At 73.9% G+C, this 26476-nt stretch carries 25 protein-coding genes; 8 read left to right on the top strand and 17 right to left on the bottom strand.

The genetic code is table 11. The features are described from left to right. Positions 1–6 precede the first annotated feature (6 nt). Positions 7–1614 carry a metallophosphoesterase family protein gene (locus GA0070213_RS15950; protein WP_091063857.1) on the top strand — a complete coding sequence of 536 codons (1608 nt, stop codon included), beginning with the start codon at positions 7–9 and terminating at the stop codon, positions 1612–1614. 1 nt (position 1615) lies between these two features. On the opposite strand, the gene GA0070213_RS15945 is transcribed toward GA0070213_RS15950, so the two are convergent. Further along, positions 1616–3964: a transketolase-like TK C-terminal-containing protein gene (locus GA0070213_RS15945; protein ID WP_091063854.1), complete on the bottom strand. Its 2349-nt coding sequence runs from the start codon at positions 3962–3964 to the stop codon at positions 1616–1618. 106 nt (positions 3965–4070) lie between these two features. After that, on the bottom strand, positions 4071–5567 hold the full coding sequence (gatB, locus tag GA0070213_RS15940) for an Asp-tRNA(Asn)/Glu-tRNA(Gln) amidotransferase subunit GatB (protein ID WP_091063851.1): 1497 nt from the start codon (positions 5565–5567) through the stop codon (positions 4071–4073). Between the two features lie 140 nt (positions 5568–5707). Here gatB and GA0070213_RS15935 point away from each other — a divergent pair, with 140 nt between their 5' ends. Beyond that, positions 5708–5959 carry a hypothetical protein gene (locus GA0070213_RS15935; RefSeq protein WP_091063848.1) on the top strand — a complete coding sequence of 84 codons (252 nt, stop codon included), beginning with the start codon at positions 5708–5710 and terminating at the stop codon, positions 5957–5959. Positions 5960–5988: 29 nt separating this feature from the next. Next, a complete protein-coding gene (locus GA0070213_RS15930; protein WP_139128682.1) occupies positions 5989–6570 on the top strand; it encodes a hypothetical protein in 582 nt (193 codons plus the stop codon). Here GA0070213_RS15930 and gatA read toward each other — a convergent pair. The 4 genes from gatA to ligA all read right to left on the bottom strand — a co-directional run bounded on the left by gatA (position 6551) and on the right by ligA (position 13371). Then, on the bottom strand, positions 6551–8026 hold the full coding sequence (gene gatA / locus GA0070213_RS15925) for an Asp-tRNA(Asn)/Glu-tRNA(Gln) amidotransferase subunit GatA (protein WP_091063842.1): 1476 nt from the start codon (positions 8024–8026) through the stop codon (positions 6551–6553). The genes GA0070213_RS15930 and gatA overlap by 20 nt on opposite strands. Continuing rightward, the gene (gatC, locus tag GA0070213_RS15920; protein WP_091063838.1) at positions 8023–8328 is read right to left on the bottom strand and encodes an Asp-tRNA(Asn)/Glu-tRNA(Gln) amidotransferase subunit GatC; all 306 of its coding nucleotides are present in this window, start codon (positions 8326–8328) and stop codon (positions 8023–8025) included. Before gatC ends, gatA begins: the two co-directional genes overlap by 4 nt. A gap of 104 nt (positions 8329–8432) precedes the next feature. Continuing rightward, complete coding sequence (locus tag GA0070213_RS15915) at positions 8433–11096, bottom strand: putative bifunctional diguanylate cyclase/phosphodiesterase (protein WP_091063834.1); 2664 nt, start codon at positions 11094–11096, stop codon at positions 8433–8435. Positions 11097–11235: 139 nt separating this feature from the next. Continuing rightward, entirely contained in the window at positions 11236–13371 is a 2136-nt protein-coding gene (gene ligA / locus GA0070213_RS15910; protein WP_091063831.1) for an NAD-dependent DNA ligase LigA, read from the bottom strand. 207 nt (positions 13372–13578) lie between these two features. Between ligA and GA0070213_RS15905 the strand changes: the two genes are divergently transcribed. Beyond that, positions 13579–14160, top strand: a complete 582-nt coding sequence (locus GA0070213_RS15905) for a type II toxin-antitoxin system PemK/MazF family toxin (RefSeq protein ID WP_091063829.1) — start codon at positions 13579–13581, stop codon at positions 14158–14160. 12 nt (positions 14161–14172) lie between these two features. On the opposite strand, the gene GA0070213_RS15900 is transcribed toward GA0070213_RS15905, so the two are convergent. The 7 genes from GA0070213_RS15900 to GA0070213_RS15870 all read right to left on the bottom strand — a co-directional run bounded on the left by GA0070213_RS15900 (position 14173) and on the right by GA0070213_RS15870 (position 20902). Beyond that, positions 14173–15186 (bottom strand): ADP-ribosylglycohydrolase family protein, encoded by a 1014-nt coding sequence (locus tag GA0070213_RS15900; RefSeq protein WP_091063826.1) that lies wholly within the window; start codon positions 15184–15186, stop codon positions 14173–14175. A 26-nt stretch (positions 15187–15212) separates the two neighbouring features. Beyond that, positions 15213–15581, bottom strand: a complete 369-nt coding sequence (locus GA0070213_RS15895) for a VOC family protein (RefSeq protein WP_175441354.1) — start codon at positions 15579–15581, stop codon at positions 15213–15215. A 36-nt stretch (positions 15582–15617) separates the two neighbouring features. Then, the gene (locus tag GA0070213_RS15890; RefSeq protein WP_091063818.1) at positions 15618–16622 is read right to left on the bottom strand and encodes a methionine synthase; all 1005 of its coding nucleotides are present in this window, start codon (positions 16620–16622) and stop codon (positions 15618–15620) included. A gap of 405 nt (positions 16623–17027) precedes the next feature. Continuing rightward, positions 17028–18101, bottom strand: a complete 1074-nt coding sequence (gene mnmA / locus GA0070213_RS15885; protein WP_091063815.1) for a tRNA 2-thiouridine(34) synthase MnmA — start codon at positions 18099–18101, stop codon at positions 17028–17030. A gap of 40 nt (positions 18102–18141) precedes the next feature. After that, entirely contained in the window at positions 18142–19317 is a 1176-nt protein-coding gene (locus tag GA0070213_RS15880) for a cysteine desulfurase family protein (RefSeq protein WP_091063812.1), read from the bottom strand. Between the two features lie 86 nt (positions 19318–19403). Next, entirely contained in the window at positions 19404–20075 is a 672-nt protein-coding gene (locus GA0070213_RS15875) for a class F sortase (RefSeq protein WP_091063808.1), read from the bottom strand. Further along, positions 20072–20902 (bottom strand): DUF4397 domain-containing protein, encoded by an 831-nt coding sequence (locus GA0070213_RS15870; RefSeq protein WP_091063805.1) that lies wholly within the window; start codon positions 20900–20902, stop codon positions 20072–20074. Before GA0070213_RS15870 ends, GA0070213_RS15875 begins: the two co-directional genes overlap by 4 nt. Positions 20903–21142: 240 nt before the next feature. Between GA0070213_RS15870 and GA0070213_RS15865 the strand changes: the two genes are divergently transcribed. Together GA0070213_RS15865 and GA0070213_RS15860 are read left to right on the top strand one after the other, a co-directional pair. Beyond that, entirely contained in the window at positions 21143–21748 is a 606-nt protein-coding gene (locus GA0070213_RS15865) for an RNA polymerase sigma factor (RefSeq protein WP_091063801.1), read from the top strand. Beyond that, positions 21702–22463, top strand: coding sequence for an anti-sigma factor (locus tag GA0070213_RS15860; protein WP_091063797.1), 762 nt, complete (start codon positions 21702–21704; stop codon positions 22461–22463). The genes GA0070213_RS15865 and GA0070213_RS15860 overlap by 47 nt, the downstream gene beginning before the upstream one ends. Positions 22464–22562: 99 nt before the next feature. Here the strand turns inward: GA0070213_RS15860 and GA0070213_RS15855 are convergent, their stop codons facing one another. The 4 genes from GA0070213_RS15855 to GA0070213_RS15840 form a co-directional block, all read right to left on the bottom strand. Beyond that, the gene (locus GA0070213_RS15855; protein WP_091063793.1) at positions 22563–23522 is read right to left on the bottom strand and encodes an electron transfer flavoprotein subunit alpha/FixB family protein; all 960 of its coding nucleotides are present in this window, start codon (positions 23520–23522) and stop codon (positions 22563–22565) included. Positions 23523–23533: 11 nt separating this feature from the next. After that, positions 23534–24313 carry an electron transfer flavoprotein subunit beta/FixA family protein gene (locus GA0070213_RS15850; RefSeq protein ID WP_091063790.1) on the bottom strand — a complete coding sequence of 260 codons (780 nt, stop codon included), beginning with the start codon at positions 24311–24313 and terminating at the stop codon, positions 23534–23536. 188 nt (positions 24314–24501) lie between these two features. Further along, positions 24502–24906 carry a hypothetical protein gene (locus GA0070213_RS15845; RefSeq protein ID WP_091063787.1) on the bottom strand — a complete coding sequence of 135 codons (405 nt, stop codon included), beginning with the start codon at positions 24904–24906 and terminating at the stop codon, positions 24502–24504. Between the two features lie 2 nt (positions 24907–24908). Beyond that, positions 24909–25706 (bottom strand): GNAT family N-acetyltransferase, encoded by a 798-nt coding sequence (locus GA0070213_RS15840; protein ID WP_091063784.1) that lies wholly within the window; start codon positions 25704–25706, stop codon positions 24909–24911. Between the two features lie 41 nt (positions 25707–25747). On the opposite strand from GA0070213_RS15840, the gene GA0070213_RS15835 reads away from it, so the two are divergent. Both GA0070213_RS15835 and GA0070213_RS15830 read left to right on the top strand, forming a co-directional pair. Then, positions 25748–26134: a YidH family protein gene (locus tag GA0070213_RS15835; RefSeq protein ID WP_091063780.1), complete on the top strand. Its 387-nt coding sequence runs from the start codon at positions 25748–25750 to the stop codon at positions 26132–26134. Between the two features lie 19 nt (positions 26135–26153). Further along, positions 26154–26453, top strand: a complete 300-nt coding sequence (locus GA0070213_RS15830; RefSeq protein WP_091064435.1) for a DUF202 domain-containing protein — start codon at positions 26154–26156, stop codon at positions 26451–26453. The last annotated feature ends 23 nt before the right edge of the window (positions 26454–26476 follow it).

Below are 26476 nucleotides of genomic sequence, written 5' to 3'. Positions count from 1 at the left end.
CTCAGCATGGACGGCCAGGAGAACGAAGAGCAGCGCGCCGGGGACCCGACGTCCCCGGAGACCGGGCGCGTCCGCCGCGTCGCCGCGTGGCGGCCCGGCCGGCGGCTACGCCGGGTGGGCGTGGTGCTGGCGCTGCTCGCGGTCACGCTGGGCGGCATCGTCGTCGGCACGTACGCCGGCGGGCACGTCGGCACCGACATCGGGCCGTTCCGGGCGGAACTCAAACTCAGCCCGTCGCTGACCGGCGGCACCACCGTCGACATCCCGCCGTTGGGCGCGCTGCTGCTGGACAGCCACGACGGGCCGGCGTACCTGACCGTCGAGGTGGGCTCGCTGGACCAGGGGCGCACCGAGGCGCTGATCGACGACCCGGCGAGCATCAGCCGGGCCAGCCAGTCGGCGGTGGCCGACGTCCGCAGCGGCGTGGTGCGCCTCGGCCTGAAGACGCTCGCCTCGGCGGTGCTGGCCACCCTGCTCCTGGCCGGGCTGGTCTTCCGCGACGTGCGGCGCACCGCCTGGGCGGGTGGCCTGGCGCTGGTGATCACCGCCGGCAGTCTCGGCCTGGCCGCCGCCACCGTGCGCCCGCAGGCGATCGAGGAACCGAGGTACGAGGGCCTGCTGGTCAACGCGCCCGCGATCGTGGGCGACGCGCGGCGGATCGCCAACGACTACACCAAGTACGCCGAGCAGTTGCAGCGGCTGGTCGGCAACGTCAGCAAGCTCTACACCACGGTCTCCGCGCTGCCGGTGGTGCAACCGTCCCCCGGCACCACCCGGGTGCTGCACGTCTCCGACATGCACCTCAACCCGACCGGGTGGCAGTTGATCCGCACGGTGGTCGAGCAGTTCGGCATCGACGTGGTGATCGACACCGGTGACCTCACCGACTGGGGCAGCGAGCCGGAGGCGTCCTACGTCGGCTCGATCGGCCTGCTCAAGAAGCCGTACGTGTACATCCGGGGCAACCACGACTCGCCGCGTACGGCGTCGGTGGTGGCCCAGCAGCCGAACGCCGTGGTGCTGAACAACTCGACCACGACCGTGGCCGGGCTGACCATCGCGGGCATCGGCGACCCCCGGTTCACCCCGGACAAGGAGACCTCACCGGCCGGCAGCGGCCTCACCTCCGCCGTCGCCGACCAGGTGATCGGCGCCGGCGAGCAGTTGGCCGGCACGGTCGAGAAGTCACCGAAGAAGGTCGACATCGCGCTGGTGCACGACCCGGCGTCGGCCGGGCCGCTCTCCGGCACCTGCCCGCTGGTGCTCTCCGGGCACACCCACGCCCGGCAGGTGTCGAAGCTGCCGCAGGTGCCGGGTGAGCAGCCGACGACGTTGATGGTGGAGGGCTCGACCGGCGGGGCCGGGCTGCGCGGGCTGGAGGGCGAGAAACCCACCCCGTTGACCATGACGGTGCTCTACCTCGACCAGCAGAAGCTGCTCCAGGCCTACGACGAGATCACCGTGGGCGGCACCGGCCAGTCGCAGGTCAACCTGGAACGGCACGTGATCCGGGACCCGGCCAAGGGCGACGAGGTGCCGGTCACCCCGACACCGACGCGCGGGGCGCCGGAGTCGCCCTCGACGAGCGCGACCCCGGCGCCGACGCCCAGCTGACTCAGCGCAGGGCGAGCGCGGCCAGCGCGGCGTTGACGATGCTGCCGGGCAGCAGGTCGTGCAGCTCGTACAGCTCCCGGACGGTGCCGGACTGGCCGAACTCGTCCACCCCGAGCGGCACCGCCGGCGCCCCCACCGCCGAACCCAACCAGGCCATCGCGTGCGACGCCGCGTCGTGCACGGTCACCACCGGCACCCGGTCGGCGAAGGCCGACCGCAGCGCGCCGGGCACGCTCGGCACGGTGGCGGTCCGCACGCCCTGGCGCAGCGTCCGCTGCCACGCCCGGTAGAGCCGGTCCAGGCTGGTCACGTCGACCACGTGCGCGGCGACGCCCTCCTCCGCCAGCTCCGCGGCGGCGGCCAGGGCCTCGGGCAGCACCGCGCCGGACGCGGCGAGCTGCACCACCGGGGCGTCCGCCAACTCGGGGTACGCCTGGTGCGCGTCGACCAGCCGGTACGCCCCGGCCACCACCTGCCGGCGCAGCACCGCGTCACCGAGCCGGGCCCGGGCCGCCTCGAACGGCGCCTGGTCGATCGGCCGGGTGCTGAGCCGGAAGTAGTACGCCCCGTCCTCGGCCGGCGCGGCGGTGGCGGCCGGCGCGCCGCCGCCGGCGATCTGCCCGAGCGCGTCGCAGAGCAGCCAGTCGAGGCTGCCGGCGTACGCGGGCTCCAGGAACGTCACGCCGGGCAGCTCCAGGCCGACCGAGGCGGTGATGGTGGACTGGTGCGCGCCGCCCTCGGGCGCCAGCGTGATGCCGGACGGCGTGCCGGCCACCACGAACCGGGAGCCCGAGTAGGTGCCGTAGAGGAACGCGTCCAGCCCCCGCAGCACGAACGGGTCGTAGACCGTGCCGACCGGCAGCAGCGGCTGGCCGGACAGGTCCCACGACAGGCCGAGCTGGCCCAGCAGCAGGAACAGGTTCATCTCCGAGATGCCCAGCTCGATGTGCTGCCCGGCGGGGCTCTCCGTCCAGCGCAGCATCCGGTCCTCGGTCCAGGACCGCTGCTCGGTCGGGGCGAACACGCCGGTCTTGTTGATGAACCCGGCCAGGTTGGTCGAGGTGGCCACGTCCGGCGCGGTGGTCACCAGGTAGGGCGCCACTTGCGGATCCCGGGCCAGGTCGACCAGCACCCGGCCGAAGACCTCCTGGGTGGAGACCGGCTTGTTGGCGCGTACCCGGGTGGTTTCCGGGACGGTGACGCCCAGCGCCCGCTCGCGCGGCGCGCGGGACAGCGCCTCCCGACGCTCGCCGGCCCGGATGCCGGCCGGCGACGCCGGGTCCAGGCGGTCCCACTCGGTCTGCGCGGTCAGGCCGTTCGCCGCCCGCAGCGCGTCCACCTGCTCGGTGCTGAGCAGCGCCGAGTGGTTGCGCGGGTTGCCGGCGATCGGCAGGCCCCAGCCCTTGACCGTGTAGGCGAAGACCACGCTGGGCCGGTCGGTGACCGCGTCGCACTGGGCGTACGCGTCGAGCATCGCCTGCGCGTCGTGCCCGCCCAGATCGGTGACGAGCGGGCCCAGCTCGTCGTCGGCGATGTCGGCGACGAACGCGGCCACCTCGGCCGGCGCGCCGTCCAGGAACTGCTTGCGCAGGGCCGGCCCGGCGAGGCCGAACAGCGACTGGTACTGCTCGTTCGGCATCAGGTCGATCCAGTCGCGCAACGCCGTCCCGCCCGGCCGGGCGTACGCCTCGGCGAGCTTGCGGCCGTACTTGACCTCGACGACGTGCCAACCGGCGGCCTCGAACTGCCCACGCCACTGGTTGATCCGGATGCCGGGGACGACCCGGTCCAGCGACTGCCGGTTGAAGTCGACGAGCCACATCACGTTGCCCAGCCCGGTGGTGGCCGGGTCGGCGACCGCCTCCCAGATGTTGCCCTCGTCCAGCTCGGCGTCGCCGATCAGCGCGACGAACCGGGAGTGCGGCCGCTCGCCGAAGTGCGCGTCGACGTAGCGGCGGGTGACGGCGGCGAACAGCGGCGCGGCGGCGCCCAGACCGACCGAGCCGGTGGAGAAGTCCACCTGGTCCGGGTCCTTGGTGCGCGACGGGTACGACTGGAGGCCGCCGCGGGCCCGCAGCGTCGGCAGGTAGGACCGGTCCAGGTTACCGAGCAGGTACTGGATGGCGTGGAACACCGGGGAGGCGTGCGGCTTCACCGCGACCCGGTCCTCGGCGTCGAGGTGCTGGAACCAGAGCGCGGTCATCGCGGTGACGAGCGAGGCACTGGAGGCCTGGTGGCCGCCGACCTTCACGCCGTCGCCGGTGTCCCGGTCGTGGTTGGCCGCGTCGACGATGCGGGTGGCGAGCCAGAGCACCCGGCGCTGGATCTCGTCGAGGACGTCGTCGTTCACGCTTGCTCCATCCGAGGCGTCGCCGTTGACGCCCTGTAGGGGTGGGGGTAAGGCGGGGCCCCCGCTTAACGCATTCTGCATAGGCGGGGGCCCCTATTAACACATGTCAGGCGGCGCCGAGGCGCTCCAGGATCAGCTCGCGGACGGTCTTCGCGTCCGCCTGGCCGCGGGTGGTCTTCATGACCGCGCCCACCAGCGCGCCGGCCGCCGCGACCTTGCCGCTGCGGATCTTGTCGGCGATGTCGGGGTTGGCGGCGATCGCCTCGTCCACGGCGGCGGTGAGCGCGCCGGTGTCGGAGACGACCTCCAGGTTGCGGTTGGTCATGATCTCGGTCGGCGAGCCCTCACCGGCCACCACGCCCTCCAGCACGGCCCGGGCCAGCTTGTCGTTGAGCTTGCCGGCGTCGACCAGGCCCTGCAGTTCGGCGACCTGCGCCGGGGTGGCGCCCACGTCGGCCAGCTCCACGCCGGTCTCGTTGGCCCGGCGGGACAGCTCGCCCAGCCACCACTTGCGGGCCGCGGCCGGGGTGGCCCCGGCGGCCACGGTCGCCTCGATCAGCTCGACCGCGCCGGCGTTGACCACCGACTCCATGTCCAGGTCGGACAGGCCCCAGTCCTGCTGGATCCGCTTGCGGCGCAGCCGCGGCAGCTCCGGCAGGGCGGCCTTCAGCTCGGCCACCCAGGCGGTGTCCGGCGCGAGCGGCACCAGGTCCGGCTCCGGGAAGTAGCGGTAGTCGGTGGCGGTCTCCTTGGACCGGCCCGAGGTGGTGTCGCCGGTGTCCTCGTGGAAGTGCCGGGTCTCCTGCACGATCCGGCCGCCCGCGTCGAGCACGGACGCCTGGCGCAGCATCTCCGAGCGGACCGCCCGCTCCACCGAGCGCAGCGAGTTGACGTTCTTGGTCTCGGTGCGGGTGCCCCACTCCTCGCCCGGCAGGTTCAGCGAGGTGTTGACGTCGCAGCGCAGCGAGCCCTCCTCCATCCGCACGTCCGAGACGCCCAGCGAGCGGACCACGTCGCGCAGCTCCGCCACGTACGCCCGGGCGATCTCCGGGGCGAGCGCGCCGGTGCCGGGGATCGGCTTGGTGACGATCTCCACCAGCGGGATGCCGGCCCGGTTGTAGTCGACGAGCGACTCGGTGGCGCCGTGGATACGGCCGGTGGCGCCGCCGACGTGCAGCGTCTTGCCGGTGTCCTCCTCCAGGTGCACCCGCTCGATGCCGATGCGCACCAGCTCGCCGTTCACCTCGACGTCCAGGTAGCCGTCGAAGCAGAGCGGCTCGTCGTACTGGCTGATCTGGAAGTTCTTCGGCATGTCCGGGTAGAAGTAGTTCTTCCGGGCGAACCGGCACCACTCGGCGATGGAGCAGTTCAGCGCCAGGCCGATCCGGATCGTCGCCTCGATCGCCGCCTTGTTGGCCACCGGCAGCGAACCGGGCAGGCCCAGGCAGACCGGGCAGACCCGGGTGTTCGGCTCGCCGCCGAAGTCGGTCGGGCAGCCGCACCACATCTTGGTGTTCGTGCCCAGCTCGACGTGGGTCTCCAGGCCGATCACCGGTTCGTAGCGCGCGACGACCTCGTCGTACGCGGGCAGTGTCGTCGTCATCTGAGCTCCAGGCGCGATCCGGACAGAACCGTTCCAGCCTAATCGGGTGCTCCGGCCACCCCGCTGCCGGGCTTCGAGATCGCCGCGCGGAGGCGCGCCGCGCCAGCATGGAAAAAACGACCCGGGGGTACGTGTCGACCATGACGAATACGGGGGACGACTCGACGGTACGGCCGGACGACCCGTCGCGGGCGAAGCGGACCGGTGTCGTGGTGCTGGCGGTCGCGGCGGTGTGGCTGCTGGCCATGCTGCTCAGCTGGGGGTACTGGGTGGCTGGTGACGACCGCGATCCTGACAACCTGGTCGCGATGGCGGTCGGCACCGTGGTGCCCGGCCTGATCGCGATCACCGTCGCCCTGGCGGTGACGCGTCGGTCGCGGAACCGACGGTGAGCCCGATGCACCGAGGCGGAGAGGGGCCGGTGAGCAGTGGGCCGGTGACGACCGGCGTGGTGGTCGTGGCCGGGGCGGTGGCGCTCGGCCTGCCCGCGCTGCTGACCGGGATCTGGGTGGCGGACGGCGGGTACGACTTCCAGGACGTGCTCGCCATGGTCGCCCTCACGGCACTACCCGCCGTCGTCGGCGCCGGGGCGGCGCTGCTGCTCGGCCGGCGGCTGGTGCCGCGGATGCGTACCTCCGCCGGAAGCCCGACCGCCGCGGCGCGGGACGCCCTGCGCGCGGGTCGAGCGACCGATCCGGCCGTCGACGTCGCCGCCCGCCGGGAGGCCCGCCGCCGGCTCGGTCAGCGCTGGTACGTGTGGCTCTACGCGGTGCTGGCGGCATTCCAGGTGTCGGTGGTCGCCGGCGCCGACCGGTGGGCCAGCCGGCTGACCGCCGGCGTGCTCGCCGTGTGCTGGTCGAGCCTGGCGTGGGTTCGGTGGCGCGGCGTCCGGGAGGCCCGCCGCTACCTCGACGCGGCGCCGGTACAGCCGCAGACGCCGACCGGCGCCGACGGAGATCCGTCGACGCCGATCGGTGGTGGACTCAGAGAGCCGGCGGGGTGAACGTGCCGACGCTCGACTCCAGCGCGGCGGCGACCCGGTACATCCGGTCGTCGGCCATGGTCGGGGCCATGATCTGCAGGCCGACCGGGAGCCCCTCGGACAACCCGCACGGCACCGAGATGGCCGGGCCGCCGTAGAGGTTCGTCGGGATGGTGAAGAGGTCCGCCAGGTACATCTGGTAGGGATCCGAGGTGCGCGCGCCGATCGGGAACGCCACGAACGGGGTGGTCGGCGAGATCAGCGCGTCCACCTGCTCGAACGCGCTGGTGAAGTCGCGGGTGATCAGCGTGCGGACCTTCTGCGCCTGGCCGTAGTAGGCGTCGTAGTAGCCCGACGAGAGCGCGTACGTGCCGATCATGATGCGGCGCTTCACCTCGGGGCCGAAGCCGGCCTCGCGGGTCAGCGACATGACCTCCTCCAGTGACCGGTTGCCGTCGTCGCCGACCCGCAGGCCGAACCGGACGCCGTCGAAGCGGGCCAGGTTGGAGGAGCACTCGCTCGGCGCGATCAGGTAGTAGGCCGGCAGCGCGTACTTGAAGTGCGGGCAGGAGATCTCGACGATCTCGGCGCCCAGCTTCGCCAGCGCCTCGACCGACTCCCGGAACGCGGCCATCACGCCCGGCTCGGCGCCCTCGCCGGTGAACTCGGTGACCACACCGAGCTTCACGCCGGTCAGGTCGCCGCTCGCGCCGAGCCTCGCGGCGCCCACCACGTCCGGCACCGGGGCCGGGATCGAGGTGGAGTCGCGCGGGTCGTGGCCACCGATCACCTGGTGCAGCAGCGCGGCGTCCAGCACGTTGCGCGCGCACGGGCCGGGCGTGTCCAGCGACGAGGAGAACGCCACCAGACCGTAGCGGGAGGTGCCGCCGTAGGTGGGCTTCGCGCCGACGGTGCCGGTGACCGCGCCGGGCTGGCGGATCGAGCCGCCGGTGTCCGACCCGATCGACAGCGGCGCCTCGTACGCGGCCAGCGCCGCGGCGCTGCCGCCGCCGGAGCCGCCGGGGATGCGCTCGGTGTCCCACGGGTTGCGGGTCGGCCCGTACGCGGAGTATTCGGTGGAGGAGCCCATCGCGAACTCGTCCATGTTCGTCTTGCCGAGCATCACCGTGCCGGCGGCCCGCAGCCGCTCGACGATCGTCGAGTCGTACGGCGGACGCCAGCCTTCGAGGATCTTCGACCCGACGGTGGTCGGCACGCCCTTGGTGGCGAGCACGTCCTTGACCGCGACCGGCACGCCGGCCAGCGGGCCCAACTCCTCGCCGGCGGCCCGACGCTCGTCCACCGCCTTCGCGGCGGCCAGCGCGCCGTCGGTGTCGACGTGCAGGAACGCGTGCACCCGGTCGTCGACGGCGCCGATCCGGTCGAGGTGGGCGCGGGTGACCTCGACCGCGGAGGCGTCACCGTTGGCGACGAGCCCGGCGATCTCGACGGCGCTGAGCTTTGTCACATCGGTCATGAGGCCACATCCTCGTCCAGGATCCGCGGGACGCGGAACCGCTGCTCCTCGGCGTCGGGCGCACCCGACAGCGCCTCCTGCGGGGTCAGGCTCGGCGTCACCACGTCCTCGCGGAGCACGTTGGTCAACGGCACCGAGTGGGACGTCGGCGGGATGTCCGCCGCGGCGACCTCGCCGACCTGCGCGACCGACTGGAGGATCACGTCCAGCTGACCGGCGAAGGTGTCCAACTCCTCCTCGGTGACGGCGAGCCGCGACAGTCGCGCGAGGTGCGCGACCTCCTCGCGGGAGATGGCGGCCATCGGGTGCCCCCTTCGTGGCTGTCCTGAGACGTCTTCGGCGTGCCGGCCGCGCGCGACGGTGAACGATGACGCGCGGTGACCGGTGCGAGTCTATTGTCCCGCCGTCACGACGACGCCTTCGACTCCCCCTCCGCCGCCGGGGCGTCCCGACCGTCGGCCTCCGCCGCCACCGGGCGGACCGGGCGGTACCGCGACAGCCAGGTGACGAGGTCCTCCGCCGGCATCGGCCGGGCGTGGAACCAGCCCTGTGCCACGTCGCAGCCGGCGGCGTGCAGCAGCCGCCAGGTGCGCTCGTCCTCCACGCCCTCGGCCACCACCCGCAACCCGAGCGCGCCGGCCAGCTCGATCATCGAGCGGACGATCGCCGCGTCGTCCGGGTCGTCCGCCATGCCCAGCACGAACGACCGGTCCACCTTCACCTCGGACAGCGGCAGCCGGCGCAGGTGTTGCAGGGAGGAGTAGCCGGTGCCGAAGTCGTCGAGCGCGATACCCACCCCGATCCGGTGCAACTGGGTGATGCTGGCCAGCACCCGCCTCGGGTCGGCCATCAACGCGCCCTCGGTGATCTCCACCTGGAGCCGCTCCGGCGGCACACCGTACTGGGTCAACCGGTCGGCGATCTGGTCGGCGATCTCACCGGTGTGCAGGTCCCGCACGCTCACGTTGAGCGCGGCGCGCAGCGTCAGGCCGGCCGCCGACCACTTGGCGAGCTGCTCCACCACGTCGTCCACCACCCGGCGGGTGAGCAGCCGCATCACCGCGCTCTGCTCGGCGACCTGGATCAGCTCCCCCGGGTCGACCATGCCCCGGCGCGGGTGCCGCCAGCGCAACAGCGCCTCCACGCCGACCACCTCGCCGGTCGCGATGGCGATCTGCGGCTGGTAGTACATGGTGATCTCGCCCGGGTCGCCGGCCGGGTCGTCCAGGTCGTGCGGGCCGGGTCGGGCGCCGGTCACCGCGGGCACGACGCCGGGTGCGGTCGGCTCGCCGCCCGTCCACCCGCCGGCCTCCGCACCGTCGGCCGCCGGCGCCGCCGTGACCGGCACGGTGTCCACGGGTACGGCCGGCGCGGCCGTAGCAGCGGCCACGGCCGGTGCGGACCGGGCCGGATGGGCAGCCGGCGCGACGACCTCGCTCGGCGCGGTGTCGACGCTTCCCGAGCCGGCCGAGCCGGTGGGCGCGCCGCCGCGGGCGGCCCGGCGACGGATCGGGTCGGCGCCGGTGAGGATCCGCTCGATCAGATCGTCGTCGGGTCGCGCGTCGACACGCTCCCGGCGACGTCGCAGCCGCCACCGGGCCGGCCCGCCACCGGGCCGCACCCCGCCGGGGCCGTCGTCGCGTGCCGGCCGCTCCTCGTGGGCCCGACGCTCGTCGTGGGCCGGCCGGGCGGCGGGCAGGCTCGGCGCCAGCACGGCACCATCGCCCCCGCGTACGCCCGCCGGCTCGCCGGCCGGCGTCGGGTGCGGGGACTCCAGCACCCGACGCAGGTCGGCCAGGAGACTCAGCCGCTCGGCCGAGTTGTGGTCGGACTCCGGCGCGTAGACCGCCACGGTGTCGTTGCGGTGCTTGGCGTCGTACATGGCGACGTCGGCGTGCCGCATCAGGGTGGCGAAGTCCTCGCCGTGGTCGGGGAAGAGCGCGACGCCGATGGACCCGCCGACGTCCAGCGGCAGCCCGTCCAGCGGCACCGGCTCGGCGAGCGCGGCGACGACCCGGTCGGCCCGCTCGCGGGCCTCCTCGACACCGGCCAACCGGGGTACGACGATGGCGAACTCGTCACCGCCGAGCCGCGCCACCAGCTCGCCCTCGTCGGCCACGTCGATCAGCCGGGCGCTCACCTCGACCAGCAGCCGGTCGCCCACCGCGTGCCCGAGCGCGTCGTTGACGTGCTTGAACCGGTCGAGGTCGAGCAACAGCAGGGCCAGGTGGGCGTCCGGCTCGCCCCGGGCGGCCCGCTCGCCGTGCAGGTGCACCTGCTCGGCGACCTCGGTGAGCAGCGCCTTGCGGTTGGGCAGCCCGGTGAGCGGGTCGACGTCGGCGAGCTGCTCCCGTTCGGCGGAGAGCCGGGCCATCCGGTAGACCGCGAAGAGCGGCACCAGCACCAGCGGGATCAGCGCCGCGCTGACCCGGGCGGCGGCCACCAGCACCGGCGCGAGCAACAGCAGCGACCCGGTGGAGAGCAGCTCGTAGGCCAACCCGAGCCGGACGCTGGGCCACCACCGGTCGCCGAACCGCAGCCGGATGGCGGAGTTGACCAGGCCGTAGTTGACCGCGAACCAGGCCACCGTGGCACCGCCCAACGCCGCCACGTCGGTCCAGTGCAACCGGCCGCCGCCGAACAGCTCGCCGGCACCGAGCCGGCTGACCGCGTACGCGGCGGCGAGCGCGCACGCGTACTGGGCGGCGTTGAAGCCGGTGCGCCAGGCGGCGTACCCGAGCCGCCAGCCGGACACGGCCACCGCCACGGCCTGCACCGCCACGGCCGGGCCGAGACCCCAGCCGAGCAGGATGGCGAACGTGAAGCAGGTGGACGGGAAGAGCGCCGAGGTCTGCCGCCGCCCCGGCGGGACGAACGGACGGGCGTCGCAGGCGACGGCGAGCGCCGCCATGGTCCAGAACGCGACCGGCAGCTCGGTCAGTCGGTCCGGGAGCGCGGCCAGCGGCCCGGCCGCGACGAGTACGGCGACCGCACCGACCGCACCGACGAAGCCGAAGAACGGCCGGGCCCGCCCGGGCGGGACGGAGTTGCGTGGGTCGCCGGTCGCCATCGCACCTCCCGGGAGCGGTCGTGGCGCGCGCCGTCACACGCCGTACGCCAATGAAACGCCCTCCCAGCCACTTTCCCCGACACGACAGCCACGAATCGGTCGTAGTCGTAATTAAGTTGGTATACGCCGCGTGCGGCTCTCAGCCCTCCACCCGGGCCACCGCCCGGGCGGCCTCCGGACCGGAATCCAGCAGCACCCGGAACCCGTCCTCGTCGAGGATCGGCAGCTTCAGCGTCGCCGCCTTGTCGGCCTTCGAGCCGGGATTGTCGCCGACCACCACGAAGCCGGTCTTCTTGGAGACCGACCCGGTGACCTTCCCGCCCCGGTTCTGGATCTCCTCGGCGGCCTGGTCACGGCTGAACCCGGCCAGCGTGCCGGTGACCACGACGGTGACCCCGTCGAGCGGCCGGGGCCCCTCGTCGCCGGCCTCCTCGACCATCCGGACGCCCGCCTCGGCCCACTTGCGCACCACGTCGCGGTGCCAGTCGACGGCGAACCACTCCTTGATGCTGGTGGCGATGGTCGGGCCGACGCCGTCCACCGAGGACAGCTCCTCCCCGGTGGCCTCCTCGATCGCGGTGATCGACCGGAAGTGCCGGGCCAGCGCCTGGGCCGCGGTCGGGCCGACGTGCCGGATGGAGAGCGCCACCAGCACCTGCCACAGGTCGCGTTCCTTGGCCACGGCCAGGTTGTCGAGCAGCTTGGTGGCGTTGCTGCCGAGCGTGCCGTCCTTGTTGACGAAGAACGGCGACCGGCTCAACCGCTCGGCGTCGAGGGCGAACAGGTCACCCTCGTCGGTGATGATGCCGGCGTCCAGCAGCGCGGCGGCGCCCTTGTAGCCGAGCACCTCGATGTCGAAGGCGCCCCGGCCGGCCAGGTGGAAGACCCGCTCCCGCAACTGCGCCGGGCAACTGCGCGAGTTGGGGCAGCGGATGTCGACGTCGCTCTCCTTGGCCGGCGCCAGCGGGGTGCCGCAGGCCGGGCAGGTGGACGGCATGACGAACGCCCGGGCGTCGGCCGGCCGCAGCTCCACCACCGGGCCGAGCACCTCGGGGATGACGTCGCCGGCCTTGCGCAGCACCACGGTGTCGCCGATCAACACGCCCTTGCGCTCCACCTCGCGGGCGTTGTGCAGGGTGGCGAGCGCGACGGTGGAACCGGCCACCCGGACCGGCTCCAGGACCGCGAACGGGGTGACCCGGCCGGTGCGCCCGACATTGACGTCGATGTCGAGCAGCTTGGTGTTGACCTCCTCCGGCGGGTATTTGAAGGCGATCGCCCAGCGCGGCGCGCGGCTGGTCGAGCCGAGGCGGCCCTGGATGGAGACCGGGTCCACCTTGACCACCACGCCGTCGATCTCGTGCTCGACGTCGTGACGGTGCTCGCCGTACCAGGCGATGTATTCCGCCACCCCGGCCAGGTCGTCCACCACCCTCCAGCGGTCGCTGGTGGGCAGCCCCCACGCCTTGAGCGCGGCGTAGGCCGCGGACTGCGCGGCCGGCCGGTAGCCCTTGCGGGCGCCGATGCCGTGCACGACCATGCGCAGCGGCCGGGAGGCGGTGACCCGCGGGTCCTTCTGCCGGAGGCTGCCGGCGGCGGCGTTGCGCGGGTTGGCGAACGGCTCCTTGCCCTGCTCGACCAGGCTGGCGTTGAGGTCGGCGAACCCGGCCACCGGGAAGTAGATCTCGCCGCGCACCTCGAGCAGCTCCGGCACGTCGGGGAAGTCGTCGGTCGGGGTGAGTCGCGCCGGCACGCCCCGGATGCTGCGCACGTTGGCGGTGACGTCCTCCCCGGTGCGGCCGTCGCCGCGGGTGGCCGCCCGCACCAGCCGGCCCTTCTCATAGGTCAGGTTGATGGCCAGCCCGTCGACCTTCAGCTCGCACAGGTAGGGCACCGGGCCGCCGGCGTCCCGCTCGACCCGCTCGGCCCAGGCGGCCAACTCCTCGTCGGCGAACGCGTTGTCGAGCGAGAGCATCCGCTCGGCGTGGGTGACCGTGGTGAAGTCGGTGGAGAACGTGCCGCCGACCCGCTGGGTGGGCGAGTCGGGGGTGCGCAGCGCCGGGTATTCCGCCTCCAGTGCCTCCAGCTCACGCAGTTGCCGGTCGAACTCGGCGTCGGCGATCGTCGGCGCGTCCAGCACGTAGTAGCGGTATTGGTGCTCGGTGAGCTCCTGGCTCAACGTGGCGTGCCGCTCCCGGGCTTCGGGGGGCGGCTCGGCGCCGGCCGCCGCCTCCTGGGCGGCGTCGACCGTCTGGGGAACCGCTTCTTCGGACACGCCGCCTTCGGACACCGCTGTCGACCTCCCGTGCTCGCGCTACCCCCGAACCGTAGCGGTCGGCTGTGACACCCGTCCGGCCACCTGCACTGAGCAGCGGCCCGGCGGCGGAGCGGCGCGTCCCGCGCCGGCAGAGCGCGCGAGCCCCGGCCGTGCGACGATCGCGGCGGCGGCGGTGGGCCGAAACGGACGGAAGGCGGGGTACGGATGCGCGACGGGCTGATCTGGGCGCTGGTGATCGTGGCCTGCGTGGCGGCGGGCTGGTTGTGGAGCGAGTGGCGCCGCCGGTCCGCCGACCGATCGTCCGAGGCCGGCCGGCCCGGGCGCGCCGGGGACCGCCGGCGGCCGGGGGCCGGCGGCGACCGACCCGGGAGCGGGCCCCGTGGCGGCCGGACCAGCGGTGGCCGGTCCGCCGGCGGCCGGACCAGCGCCCCGCCCCGGCCGCGCGACGCCGGGCGGCCGGACCGGGACCGCCCGCGACCGGGCGAGATCTGGTGGGCCGACGTGCCCTACGCCGACGGCACCGGCTCGAAGGTGCGTCCCTGCCTGGTGCTGCGGGTCGACGGGGCCGACGCCGAGGTCCTGAAGATCACCAGTCAGGACAAGTCGGACCGGGACGACCATGTGTCCATCCCCACCCGGAGCTGGGACGCCGACGCCGAGCACGACAGCTGGCTGGACGTCAGCGAGCCGATCCCGGTGGCGTTGACCGCGTTCGCGGACAAGGCCGGCGACTGCGACGCCGGCGTGTGGCGCGGCGTGCGCCGCCTGCCCCACCTCACCGCCTAGCGGCGCGGGCGCTCAGTCCAGCGCGGCGGCCAGGGCGGTGAGCTGGTCGGCGTACTCGATCCGGCCGGACCAGGCCGCCGGCCAGGCGGTCATGCCGTGCGCGGCCCCGACGAACGCGCCGGCCAGCGCCGCGATGGAGTCGGAGTCGCCGGCGGTGGTGGCGCCCCGGGCCAGCGCGGCGACCGGGTCGTCCGGGTGCCGCAGCGCGCAGAGCAGCGCGGTCGCGAGCGCCTCCTCGGCGATCCACCCCTCGCCGGTGAGCCGGCACGGGTCGCCGCCGTCGTCCGGGCGGGCCAGTGCGGCGTCGAGCCGGCCGAACACCCGCAGGCAGTCGTCCCAGCCCTCGGCGATGAACTCGGCGGCGGTGGGCACTCCGGGTCGCCGCCACAGGTCACCGAGCCAGTCGCCCCGGTAGACGGTGCGCTGCTCGTGGGCCCGCGCGGTGAGCAGGCCGGGCAGCTCCGGCAGCGCCGCGCCGTCGCGCAACAGCCGGACCGCGTACGCGGTCAGCTCGCTCGCCGCCAGCCCGGTCGGGTGGCCGTGGGTGAGGCCGGCCTGGAGCTGGGCCAGCCCGGCCAGCGTGTCGAGGTCGACGTCGAGCAGCCCGACCGGGGTGACCCGCATGTTCGCGCCGCAGCCCTTCGAGTCGGCGACCGTGGCCTCCTGCCACCGGGCACCCCGGCCCAGCTCGGCGCAGGCGCGCAGGCAGGTCATGCCCGGCGCACGGTTGTTCTCCGGGCTGACCGACCAGTCGACGAAGCGCTGCCGCAGCAGCGGCTCGACCGCCTCCGCCGTGAGCGCGGGCGCGTCGTGCAGCGCCCACGCCACGGCCAGCGCCATCTGGGTGTCGTCGGTGACCTGCGCCGGGTCGCCCTCCAGCTCGCGCGGGCCGCTCGGGCCGTAGCGCCGGACGATCTCGGCGACGGTGAGGAACTCGGTCGGCTTGCCCAGGGCGTCGCCGTAGGCCAGCCCGAAGAGCGAGCCGGCGGCGCGACGGTCGGTCGAGGGGATCACGGTGGTGATCATGCACCCGCCGCGCAACCGGCGCGCGTTCAGTCCCAGCAGAGGCAGAACGGGTGGCCGGCCGGGTCGGCGTAGACCCGCCAGCCGTCGCCTTCACCGGGCAGCCGCCGGGCACCGAGGGCCAGCGCCGCCTTCTCGGCCGCCTCGATGTCGTCCACCGTCACGTCCAGGTGGAACTGCTGCGGCCGTTCCGGGTCGGGCCAGGCGGGCGCGCGCAGGTCGAGCGCCTTCTGGAAGGCCAGCCGCGGCTGGTGCCCCGGCGGACCGCCGAGCACCACCCAGTCGTCGCCCTCGGAACTCTCCTCGATCAGTGGCAGGCCGAGCAGCTCCGCGTAGAAGCCGGCCAGCGCGCGCGGATCGGGGCAGTCGATCACGGTGGAACGCAGTCGTCCGATCATGTGAGTCATCCTGCCCCCGGAGTGCGACAGGAAACGTCACGCCTCGGCGAGCCGCCGGCCGGCATCGCGGCAGGCGGCCAGCACCGCCCGGGCGTACGCCGGGGTGGCCCCGGCCAGGCCGCACGCGGGCGTGACCACCACCTGCTCGGCCAGCCGGCGCCGGGGGAAGCCGAGCCGGTCCCAGACCCGGCTCACCCGGTCGGCGACCTCGGCCGACGTCGGCGCCCGGCCGGACGCCGACGGCTGCGTCGGCGCGGCGCCGGCCAGCAGCCCGAACCCGGCGTCGATCGCCTCGCCGAGCGGGTCCAGGTCGGTGACCAGGGAGAGGTCGAGGGCGACACCGGCGGCGCCGGCGGAGCGGACCAGTTCCAGCGGCACGTCCGGCGCGCAGCAGTGCACGAGCGTGGGGACCCCGGCCGCGTCGAGCACGTCGCGCAGCAGCGCACGGGCCACCTCCGGCTCCACCGCGCGGTGGGTGCCGAAGCCGCTCTCGGTGGGCACCCGGCCGGCCAGCACCGCCGGCAGCGACGGCTCGTCGAGCTGGAGCAGCACCGAGGCGCGGGGCAGCCGTCGGGTCACCGCCGCCACGTGCCCCCGCAACCCTTCGCCGAGCGACCCGGCGAGGTCGCGCACCGCGCCCGGGTCGCGCAGCATCCGGCCACCGATCGGTAGTTCCAGCGTGGCGGCCAGGGTGAACGGACCGGCGGCCTGGACCTTGACCGGGCCGGCGTACTCCTCGGCCTGCTCGGCGAGCTGGTCGAGGTCACGTTCCATGAGGTCGCGCGCGCGGCGCAGGTCCCGCCCGGGACGTGGGGCGATCCGCCACCGGGCCGCGTACAGCTCGACCGGCAGCTCGACCAGCAGGCCGGCGGTGCGACCGACGAGGTCCGCGCCGGGGCCTCGGGCGGGCAGCTCCGGCAGGTGCGGCAGGGCGGGCAGCTCGCCGAGCACGATCCGCTGCGCCTCGGCGATGTCGGTGCCGGGCAGCGAACCGATCCCGGTCGCCGCGCCGGCCGGCCAGGGCCACTGCTGATCAGTCACCGCCGCAGCCTATCCGCCGTGCCGACCCGCCCAGCCGGCACGGCACGGCACGAGCGACGCCCGCGGCACGGGCGGCAACGTCTGCGCGGGCAGCGCGGGCAGCGCGGGCAGCGCGGGCAGCGCGAGGTTTGGGCGGATGACCGACACCGTGGAGGCAGCGGCATCGACCCACCAAGTGCCTACAAACTTGATGGCGTGGATGACTCGGCGGGAAACGGTCCAGGCGCGGGTTCACGGCGACGGAGGTGCGACCGTCGTTCGTCGGGTGAGTCATCCGCGCCATCAAGTTTGTAGGCACTCGCGGGCGGGGTCCGTCTCCGCCGTTTCGGCAGATCGGCCCCGAGCACCTCCGGTAGCGGAACCCTTAGGCGCGGGCACGAAGCGGCGCGGGCACGCGGCGGAGCGTCAGGCGGTGATGGTGGCGGAGCCGAGGACCACGTCGCCGGCCGGGTCCGGCCGGTACGCCACGATCGCCTGACCGGCGGCGACGCCGCGCAGCGGGCGGCGCAGCGCGGCGTGCAGCGCGTCGGCGTCCACCGCGACGGCGGCCGGCACCACGTCGCCGTGCGCCCGCAGCTGGACCTCGCACTCGATCGGCCCGTCCGGTCGCGGCCCGCCGGTCCAGACCGGGCGGGTCGCCCGCACCGAGGAGACCTCCAGCGCCTCGGCCGGACCGACCGTCACGGTGTTGGTCTTCGGCGTGATGGAGAGCACGTAGCGGGGCCGGCCGTCCGCCGCGGGACGGTCCAGGTGCAGCCCGCGCCGCTGCCCGACGGTGTACTGGTAGGCGCCGCTGTGGTTGCCCACGACCGCGCCGGTGAGCGCGTCCACCACCTCACCCGGCGCCTCGCCGAGCCGCTCGGCCAGGAAACCCCGGGTGTCGCCGTCGGCGATGAAGCAGATGTCGTGCGAGTCCGGCTTGTCGGCCACCGCCAGGCCGCGCCGGGCGGCCTCCGCGCGCACCTCGGCCTTGGTGGAGTCACCGAGCGGGAAGATCGACCGGTCGAGCTGGGCGCGGGTCAGCACCGCCAGCACGTACGACTGGTCCTTGGCCGGGTCGACGCTGCGCCGCAACAGGCCGTCGGGGCCGAGCCGGGCGTGGTGGCCGGTCACCACCGCGTCGAAGCCCAGGGCGACCGCGCGGTCCAGCACCGCGGTGAACTTGATCTTCTCGTTGCAGCGCAGGCACGGGTTCGGGGTACGCCCGGCGGCGTACTCGGCGACGAAGTCGTCGACCACGTCGTCGTGGAACCGGTCCGCCATGTCCCACACGTAGAACGGGATGCCCAGCACGTCGGCGGCGCGCCGGGCGTCGCGGGAGTCCTCGAGCGTGCAGCAGCCCCGGGCGCCGGTGCGGTAGGTCTGCGGGTTGCGCGCCAGCGCCAGGTGCACCCCGGTCACGTCGTGCCCGGCCTCCACCGCCCGCGCCGCCGCGACGGCGGAGTCCACCCCGCCCGACATCGCCGCCAGAACCCTCACCAGCCGACTCCCCTCGTCCTCGACACCGAGGGTATCCGGCTCAGCGGGGAGTACGGAGGGCGGCCGCGCGCCGGGCCCGCTCCACGGCGGCCGGCAGCGCGGCGATGAGCGCGTCGACGTCCGCGCCGGTGCTGGTGTGCCCGAGCGTGAAGCGCAGCGAGGAGCGGGCCCGGTCGTCGTCCGCGCCCATCGCCATCAGCACGTGCGAGGGCTGGGCCACACCCGCCGAACAGGCCGACCCGGTCGAGCAGGCGATGCCCTGCGCGTCCAGGAGCAGCAGCAGCGCGTCCCCCTCGCAGCCGGGAAAGGAGAAGTGCGCGTTGCCGGGGAGCCGGTCCGCCGGGTCGCCGTTGAAGACCACCTCGGGCACCGCCCGCCGGACGCGCTCGACCAGTTCGTCGCGGAGCGCGGCGACGCGGGCCGCGTACTCCTGCTGGCCCTTCACCGCGGCCTCGACGGCCACCGCGAACGCGACGATGCCGGCGGTGTCCAGCGTGCCGGAGCGGACGTCGCGCTCCTGGCCGCCGCCGTGCAGCAGCGGCGTCGCGGCGACGTCGCGGGCCAGCAGCAGCGCCCCCACGCCGGTCGGCCCGCCGAGCTTGTGGCCGGTCACGGTGAGCGCGGACACCCCGCTCGCGGCGAAGTCGACGGGCACCTGGCCGACCGCCTGGATCGCGTCGGTGTGGAACGGCACCCCGTGCTCGGCGGCGACCGCCGCCAGCTCGGCCACCGGCTGGACGGTGCCGACCTCGTTGTTGGCCCACATCGCGGTCACCACCGCCACCCGGTCGCCGTCTCCGGCCAGCTCGGCGCGGAGCAGCTCCGGGTCGAGCCGGCCGGTCTCGTCGACCGGCAGCCAGCCGACCTGCGCGCCCTCGTGCTCGACCAGCCAGTCCACCGAGTCCAGCACGGCGTGGTGCTCGACCGCGCTGGAGACCACCCGGACCCGCTCGGCCCGGGCGTCGCGGCGGGCCCAGAAGATGCCCTTCACGGCGAGGTTGTCGCTCTCCGTGCCGCCGCCGGTGAAGATCACTTCGGACGGGCGGGCGCCGAGCGCGGCGGCCACCCGCTCGCGGGACTCCTCCACCCGACGCCGGGCACGGCGACCCGCCGCGTGCAGCGACGACGCGTTGCCCACCTCGCGGGCGGTGGCGACGTACGCCTCGAGTGCCTCGTCCAGCATCGGGGTCGTCGCCGCGTGATCCAGGTATGCCATCACCGTTCAGCCTAACGGCCGCAGGACTGCCCACCGCTGGCCGGACCGCCCGTCCCGCACCGGGGCGGGACGGGCGGTCGAGCACCTCACGCGGGAACCGCGGTGACCACGATGTTGTCCCGGTAGTGCCGGGTCTTCGGGTCGAACGGCCCGCCGCAGGTGATCAAGGTCAGGCGCGGCTTGCCGTCGCGGGCGAAGTACCGCTCCAGCGGGATCTTGGTCTTGGTGTACTCCTCCCGGGCCACCACCCGGTAGCGGCGTTCCATGCCGTCCGAGCCGGTGGCGGTCAGGGTGTCCCCCCGACCCAACTCACGGAGCCGGAAGAACGCCCCCTTGCCCTGCTCGGCGCTGTCCACGTGCCCGGCGATCACCACCGAGCCGGCACCGGCCTCCAGGCCCGGCCCGTAGCGGTACCAGCCGACCTGGTCCACGCTGGGCGGCACCTCGAACTCGTTGGTGCGGTCGTTGATGCCGACCGGGTCGACCGAGGCGGTGACCTTGATCGGCGGGATGCTCAGCCGTACCGGTGGCACGATCGTGGCGTCCGCCGGCAGTGTGCCGGCGTTCACCGGCACCGACGCGTCCCCGGTCGTGGTCGCCGCCGGCGTCGCGCTGGGGGTGGCACTGGCCAGCGCCGCCGCCTCGTCGCCGCCGACGTCCTCCGCGGGCTGGGATCCGCACGCCACCAGCGCCGCCACGGTGAGCGCGGCGGCGCCGGCGGTCATCGCCGCCAGCGCCCCGCGGTTGCGCACCGTCACCGGCGACCGGCCCGGGCGGTGGCCGCCCGCGCCCCGCCGCCGACCAGCAGCAGCACGCCGGCACCGGCCAGCACGTACCACCAGGTGTCCACGCCGGTGCCGGCCTGGCCGCCGGTGCCGCTGGGCACGCCGCCCGGCGCCGAGTGCAGACCGCTGATGGTCTGCGCGACCAGGTCCAGGTTCTTGGCGTCGGCGGAGCCGATCGCGTAGACGATGGTGGCGGTGCCTTCCTTCAGGTTCAGGTCGGCCGGGCCGATCGCGACGGTGTCGGTGCCGGCGAGCACCACGTCCGCCTTCACGGTGCCGGCGGCCACGTCCGCCTTGGCCTCCTTCGGGTTGGTCAGGCCCTCGAAGACCGGCTTGCCACCGGCCCGCACGTCGACGGCCGGCGCGGCGGCGGTGTGCCGCACGATCAGCCGGGCCTTGCCGGCACCCACCTTGGACACGTCGTTGACGAACGGGGTGATCTGCGGCTTGCCGTCGGCGCTCAGGTGGGCGGCGAGGCTGATGTTCGCCCCACCCGGCACCTCGGCGTCGTCGACCTTGAGGATCGCCTTGTCGATCGCCTCACCGGGCTTGGTCAGCGCGATGTCGTACTCGCCCTCGGGGAGGGTGAGCGGGCCGGCCACGTCGCCGGGCTTGAAGTTGTTCAACGTCTTCTTGCCGTTGACGTAGACGTCGACCGGGGTGTCCGGGATGCCGTGGACCACGGAGACCTTCGACGAGGCGGCGTAGGCCGGGCTCATGGTGGCGGCGCCGACGCCGGCGAAGGTGAGGGCGGCCACCGCGCCGCCCGCGGCGACCCGACGGAACATGGCGAGCTGCATTGTCTGCCTCCTGGTGATTGGTGCTGATTCGTCAGGCCTGGCTTGCAGAACGGGTTACGCCGGCCCGGACGCCGCCGGATGCGCTCCGGATCCGTTTTCTTTTTCCGTCGCCGGACGCATCCGGCCGGCCCTCCGGCGACGAAGAGGAGGTGACGGGCGTTGCACGGCACACACCGGGAGAGTGGGGCGGGGGCGGTGGGAGTTACAGTTCGGCATGCCCCACGGATGGCGAGCCGCCCGGTGACGGCGGCGAGGCAGGGACCCGAGCCGCCGAAAGACGACGATCTGGCGATGCGGTTCCGAGCCGGCGACGAGGTCGCCCTGCGAGAGGCGTACGACCGGTTCGGCCGCGCGGTGCTGCACCTGGCCGCCTCGACGCTGGCGAACCGGAGCGACGCGGAGGACGTGACCCAGGCGACGTTCGTCGCCGCCTGGCTCGGTCGGGAGACGTTCGACCCGACGAAGGGCTCACTGATCGGCTGGCTGCTCGGGATCGGGCGGCGCAAGGTGGTCGACCGGATCCGGGCCTCCGCCCGGGAGAACCGGGTGGTCGAGACGGTCAAGCAACTGCCCGAGCCGGTGGACACCGGCCCCGACCCCGACACCGTGGTCGACCGGCTGGTGGTCGCCGACGAGCTGGCCCGGCTGCCCGACGAGCAACGGCGGATGCTGGAGCTGGCGTTCTACGACGACCTGACACACCAACAGATCTCGGCCGTGACAGGTGTGCCGCTCGGCACGGTCAAGAGCCACATCCGACGCGGCATGCAGAGCCTGAAACGCAGATGGGAGGTGGACGGTGCAGCACCTGGACCACGACCGGCTGGTCTTTCTGGCGCTCGGTGAGAGCGAGGCGGCCGACGGGGAATCCACCCACCTCGACACCTGCGCACACTGCCGGGGCGAGCTGGAGACGCTTCAGCACGTCGCCGGGCTCGGCGCCGGCACCCAGGGCCTGACCGAGCTGCCCGATCCGCCGGAGCACCTCTGGCAGGGCATCGTCGCCGAGGTCCGGGCCGCCGAGGAACTGCCCACGTTGAACGGTCGCCGGCCACCGCGCGACGGCGACGTGGTCGGTGAGCCGGCCGTCGCGACCCGTCCGCGCCGCGGCCGCCGGTGGCCCCGCTGGGCGAGCACCGCGGTCACCGCGACCGCCGCCGCGATCATCGGGGTGGTGGGCACCGCCGTGGTGCTCGGCACCGGCGGGGACGAGTCCGCACCACAGCCGACGGTGCTGGCCAGCGCGCCGCTGGCCGCGTTCGGTTCGACCCCGAAGGACGCCTCGGGCGACGCCCGGGTGCTCGGTGACAACCAACTGCATCTGCATGTGGCGAATCTCCCGAGCGTTCCGGGGTACTACGAGGTCTGGCTGATCGACCCGAAGACGATGGAGATGTTCTCGGTGGGCACGTTGAGCAACGGATCGGGGGACGCGTTGCTGCCGATCCCCCGCAACGTGGACCTGAGCACCTTCTCCGTCGTCGACGTCAGCGCCGAGCAGTACGACAACAAGCCCGCCCACTCCGGCGACAGTTTGCTGAGGGGCACCCTGACGGGCTGATCGGCGGGCCGGCTCAGCTCCCCGGCCCGCCGATCAGCTCCCACGTGGAGAGGCCGCCGCCCGGATCACCGGGCGGCGGCCTTTTTCCGCGACCGCTCGTCACTTGCGCTTGCGGATCTCCTCGGCGGCCTGCGGGACGATCTTGAACAGGTCGCCGACCACGCCGTAGTCGGCCAGCTCGAAGATCGGCGCCTCGCCGTCCTTGTTCACCGCGACGATGGTCTTCGAGGTCTGCATGCCGGCCCGGTGCTGGATCGCGCCGGAGATGCCGAGCGCGACGTAGAGCTGCGGGGAGACCGTCTTGCCGGTCTGACCGACCTGGAACTGGTGCGGGTAGAAGCCGGAGTCGACCGCCGCGCGGGACGCGCCGACCGCCCCGCCGAGCAGGTCGGCCAGCTCCTCGACCAGCTTGAAGTTGTCGGCGTTGCCGACACCGCGGCCGCCGGAGACGACGATCGAGGCCTCGGTCAGCTCGGGGCGGGAGCCCTTCTGCTCGGCGACCCGCTCGACGACCTTGGCCAGCTTGTCCGCGTCGGTGACCGACACGGTGAGCTGCTCGACGGCCGGGGTGGCCGCCGCCGGGCTCGGGTTGAGCGAGTTCGGCCGGACGGTGACCAGCGGCAGGCCCTTGGTGACCTTGGACTTGACGATGGTGGAACCGGCGAACGCGACCTGGGTGGCGGTGCCGTCGGCGGCCAGGCCGACCACGTCGGTCAGGATGCCGTTGTCCAGCTTGACCGCCAGGCGGGCGGCGATCTCCTTGCCCTCCTGCGAGGAGGCGAGCAGCACGGCGGCCGGCTGCACCCGCTTGACCAGCTCGGCGACGACGGTGGCCTTCGGGGCCACCAGGTAGCCGTCGATCTCCTCGCCCTCGGCGGCGTAGATCTTCTCCGCGCCGTACTCGCCCAGCTTGGCGCCGAGCGCCTCGGCGGCGCCGGCGCCGCCGAGCACGACCGCGCTGACGGTGCCCAGCTCGCGGGCGAGGGTGAGCATCTCCAGGGTGACCTTCTTGACGCCGAATTCCCGGGTGGCTTCGACGACGACGAGAACCTCAGACATGTCCAGACCTCTCACACGAACTTCTCGGTGGCGAGGAACTCGACCAGCTTGACGCCGCCCTCGCCCTCGTCGGTGATCTTCTCGCCGCCGGAGCGCGGCGGACGCTTGGTGTGCTCCAGCACCGCGCTGGTGGCGCCGTCGACGCCCACCTCGGTCGGGGCCACGCCCAGGTCGCCCAGGGAGAGCGTCTGCACCGGCTTCTTCTTCGCGGCCATGATGCCCTTGAAGGACGGGTAGCGCGGCTCGTTGATGGTGTCCCAGACGGAGACCACGGCCGGGGTCGAGGCGGTGACCACCTCGTAGCCCTCCTCGGTCTGCCGCTCGGCGGTGAGGGTCGCGCCGTCCACGGTGAGCTTGCGCGCGCCGGTCAGCGCGGCCACGCCCAGCCGCTCGGCGATCATGTGCGGCATGACCTGCACCCGACCGTCGGTGGACTCGGCGCCGCAGATGACCAGGTCGGCGTTGAGCTGCCCGAGGGCGGCCGCGAGGACCTTGGAGGTGGCCACCGCACAGGAGCCGTGCAGCGCGTCGTCGACGACGTGGACGGCCTTGTCCGGCCCCATGGAGAGCGCCTTGCGGATCGACTCGGTCGCCCGGTCCGGACCCATGGTCAGGATGGTGACCTCGCCGCCGTGCGCTTCCTTGATCTTCAACGCCTCTTCGATGGCGTACTCGTCCATCTCGTTGATGACGTTGTTCGCCGAGCCGCGGTCGACGGTGTTGTCGTCAGGACGCAGGTTGCGGTCCGCGCCCGAATCGGGCACCTGCTTGACGAGTACGACGATGTTCATCGCGCTTCGACGACCCTCCTGTTTGGTGTAGCGATCACTCGCCCGGTCACGGGCGCAGCCTCCCGCGTGACTTAACGCTCGGTCAACCGCGGGACGCTGTGCACTTGCCCACGGGCCAATGTTACCCGCAAGTAGCATCGACTCCCCGTGGGCCCGGAGTGACGCAACTCACCGTAGCCCGGCGGCGCTCAGGCCGCCTCGGCCAGGGCCACCCGGATCTTGTCGATCGCCGCCGCCTCGGCCGGCTCCATCCCCCGGTGCGCCTGCGCCACCCGGTCCGCCGCCGCCAGCACCACCGACCGGTACGCCTCGACGTCCCCCGGCGACTTGGCCCGCAGGATCTGCACCGCCCGGCCCAGCGCCGGCAGCACCACCGACTCGATCTCCAACGCGGAGTCGCGCGGCAGCTGCGGCAGCGGGCCGGTGGTGAGCGCCTCCTTGACCACGCCGCCGGCGTCGGCCAGCGCCCCGGACGCGGCGATGCTCTCCCGCACCATGCCGAGCACCCCCGGCACCGCGTTGGAGACCAGGAAGACCGCCCCGAACGCGCCGGTCTTGAGGGTGAGCTGCTCGTCCGCCGTCAACCGGTCCATGATCACGGAGTGTAGACGTAGGGCGTGGTGGTGGTGACCGCAACGAGACCGAGCCGCTCCAGGATGGGCCGGCTGTCCGGCGAGCAGTCCACCTGCACCAACGTCTTGCCGCGCTGCTGCGCCAGCCGCGCCCGGTGGCCCACCAACGCCCGGTAGATCCCCTTCTTCCGCCACTGCGGCAGCGTCGACCCGCCCCAGAGGCTGACGAAGCCGGTGTCGCCCTCGAAGCGGACCCAGCCGGCGCTGACCACCGTCCCACCGGCCTCGGCGACCACGATCACGATGGACTGGGGATCGGCCTCGATCTCGCGGGCCAGCCCGGTCACCAGGTGACTCCGGTCGTCGTGCCAGACCTCCTCCTCCATGGCGGCGATCCGCTCCAGGTCGGCCCGGCTGGAGACCTCACGCAGGCGTACCCCCTCGGGGAGCACCGGGACGGCGGCGGCCAGCGGCGCCACCGGGCCGACCACGACGGTCTCCTGGTCCTCCGGGACGAAGCCGGCGGCGCGCAACCGGTCGCCCAGGTCGGCCGGCTCGTCGTGGCCGGCGAGCTTCCACTCGACCGCCTCGCCCCGGGCCCGGAAGACCTCGACCTGCCGGGCGATCAGCGCGTCCAGCTCGGCGCCGGCCAGGCCGTCCAGCGTGCGGTAGGTGAGGAAGCCGCGCTGGTCCAGGCCGAGCACCCGGAACAGCGGGCCGTCCCGCTCGATGGTCACCCCGGCCGGCACCGGGTTCGGCAGCTCCGGGCGGATCTGGCTGTCGTAGGCCTCGCGCAGGGCACGCGCGTCAAGATCGGTCATCCCCCCAGGCTAGGCCGGCAGCCAAGCGGATAATCGGCGCCGTGAGGGAGTCGATCAGGCACTGGTTCGACCAGCGCGACGTACGCTCCGTCGGCACCCCGCCGGACTACCGGTTCTCGCTGGCCAACGAACGGACGTTCCTGGCCTGGCTGCGGACCGGGTTGGCGCTGGTCGCGGGCGGGCTGGCCGCCGCGCAGTTCCTGCCCCCGCTGCCCCTGGCCCATCTGCGCGAGGCGCTCGCCGTCGGGCTGCTGCTGCTCGGCGCCACCGTGTCGATCCGGGCGGTGGACCACTGGGCCCGCACCGAACGCGCGATCCGGCTGGGCGAGGAACTGCCGGCGTCCCGCTTCCCGGCGGTGCTGGCGCTGATCGTCGCGGTCGGCGCGCTGCTGCTGGTGGGCGCCGTGCTGCTCCGGGGTGCCGGGTGACCACGCCGCGAGGTCCGCGGTGAACGCCGACTCCGGGCTGCCCGCGGAACGCACCCGCCTGGCCTGGCGGCGCACCCTGCTCACCCTGACCGTGGTGCTGCTGCTCCAGCTCCGGCCGGCGTTCACCGGTCGCGTCGTCGACGCGGTGCTGGCGGGGCTAGCGGTCGTGGTCTGGCTGGTCGTGCTCGCCGCCGCCTGGCGGCGCGCCACCGGGGCCGGCCCGCGCCGGCTCGGGCGGGCCGCGATGCCGCTCACCGCGCTCGGCGCGACCGCCCTGGCCCTGCTCGGTGTGGCGCACGTGCTCGGGAGGGTGCACTAGGCACGCCCGGTGCGCCATCATGG

The sequence above is a fragment of the Micromonospora humi genome (assembly GCF_900090105.1).
GTDB classification, from domain to species: domain Bacteria; phylum Actinomycetota; class Actinomycetes; order Mycobacteriales; family Micromonosporaceae; genus Micromonospora; species Micromonospora humi.
The sequence above is the reverse complement of the archived record's forward strand: the minus strand, read 5'-3'. Positions and strand labels throughout refer to the sequence as shown.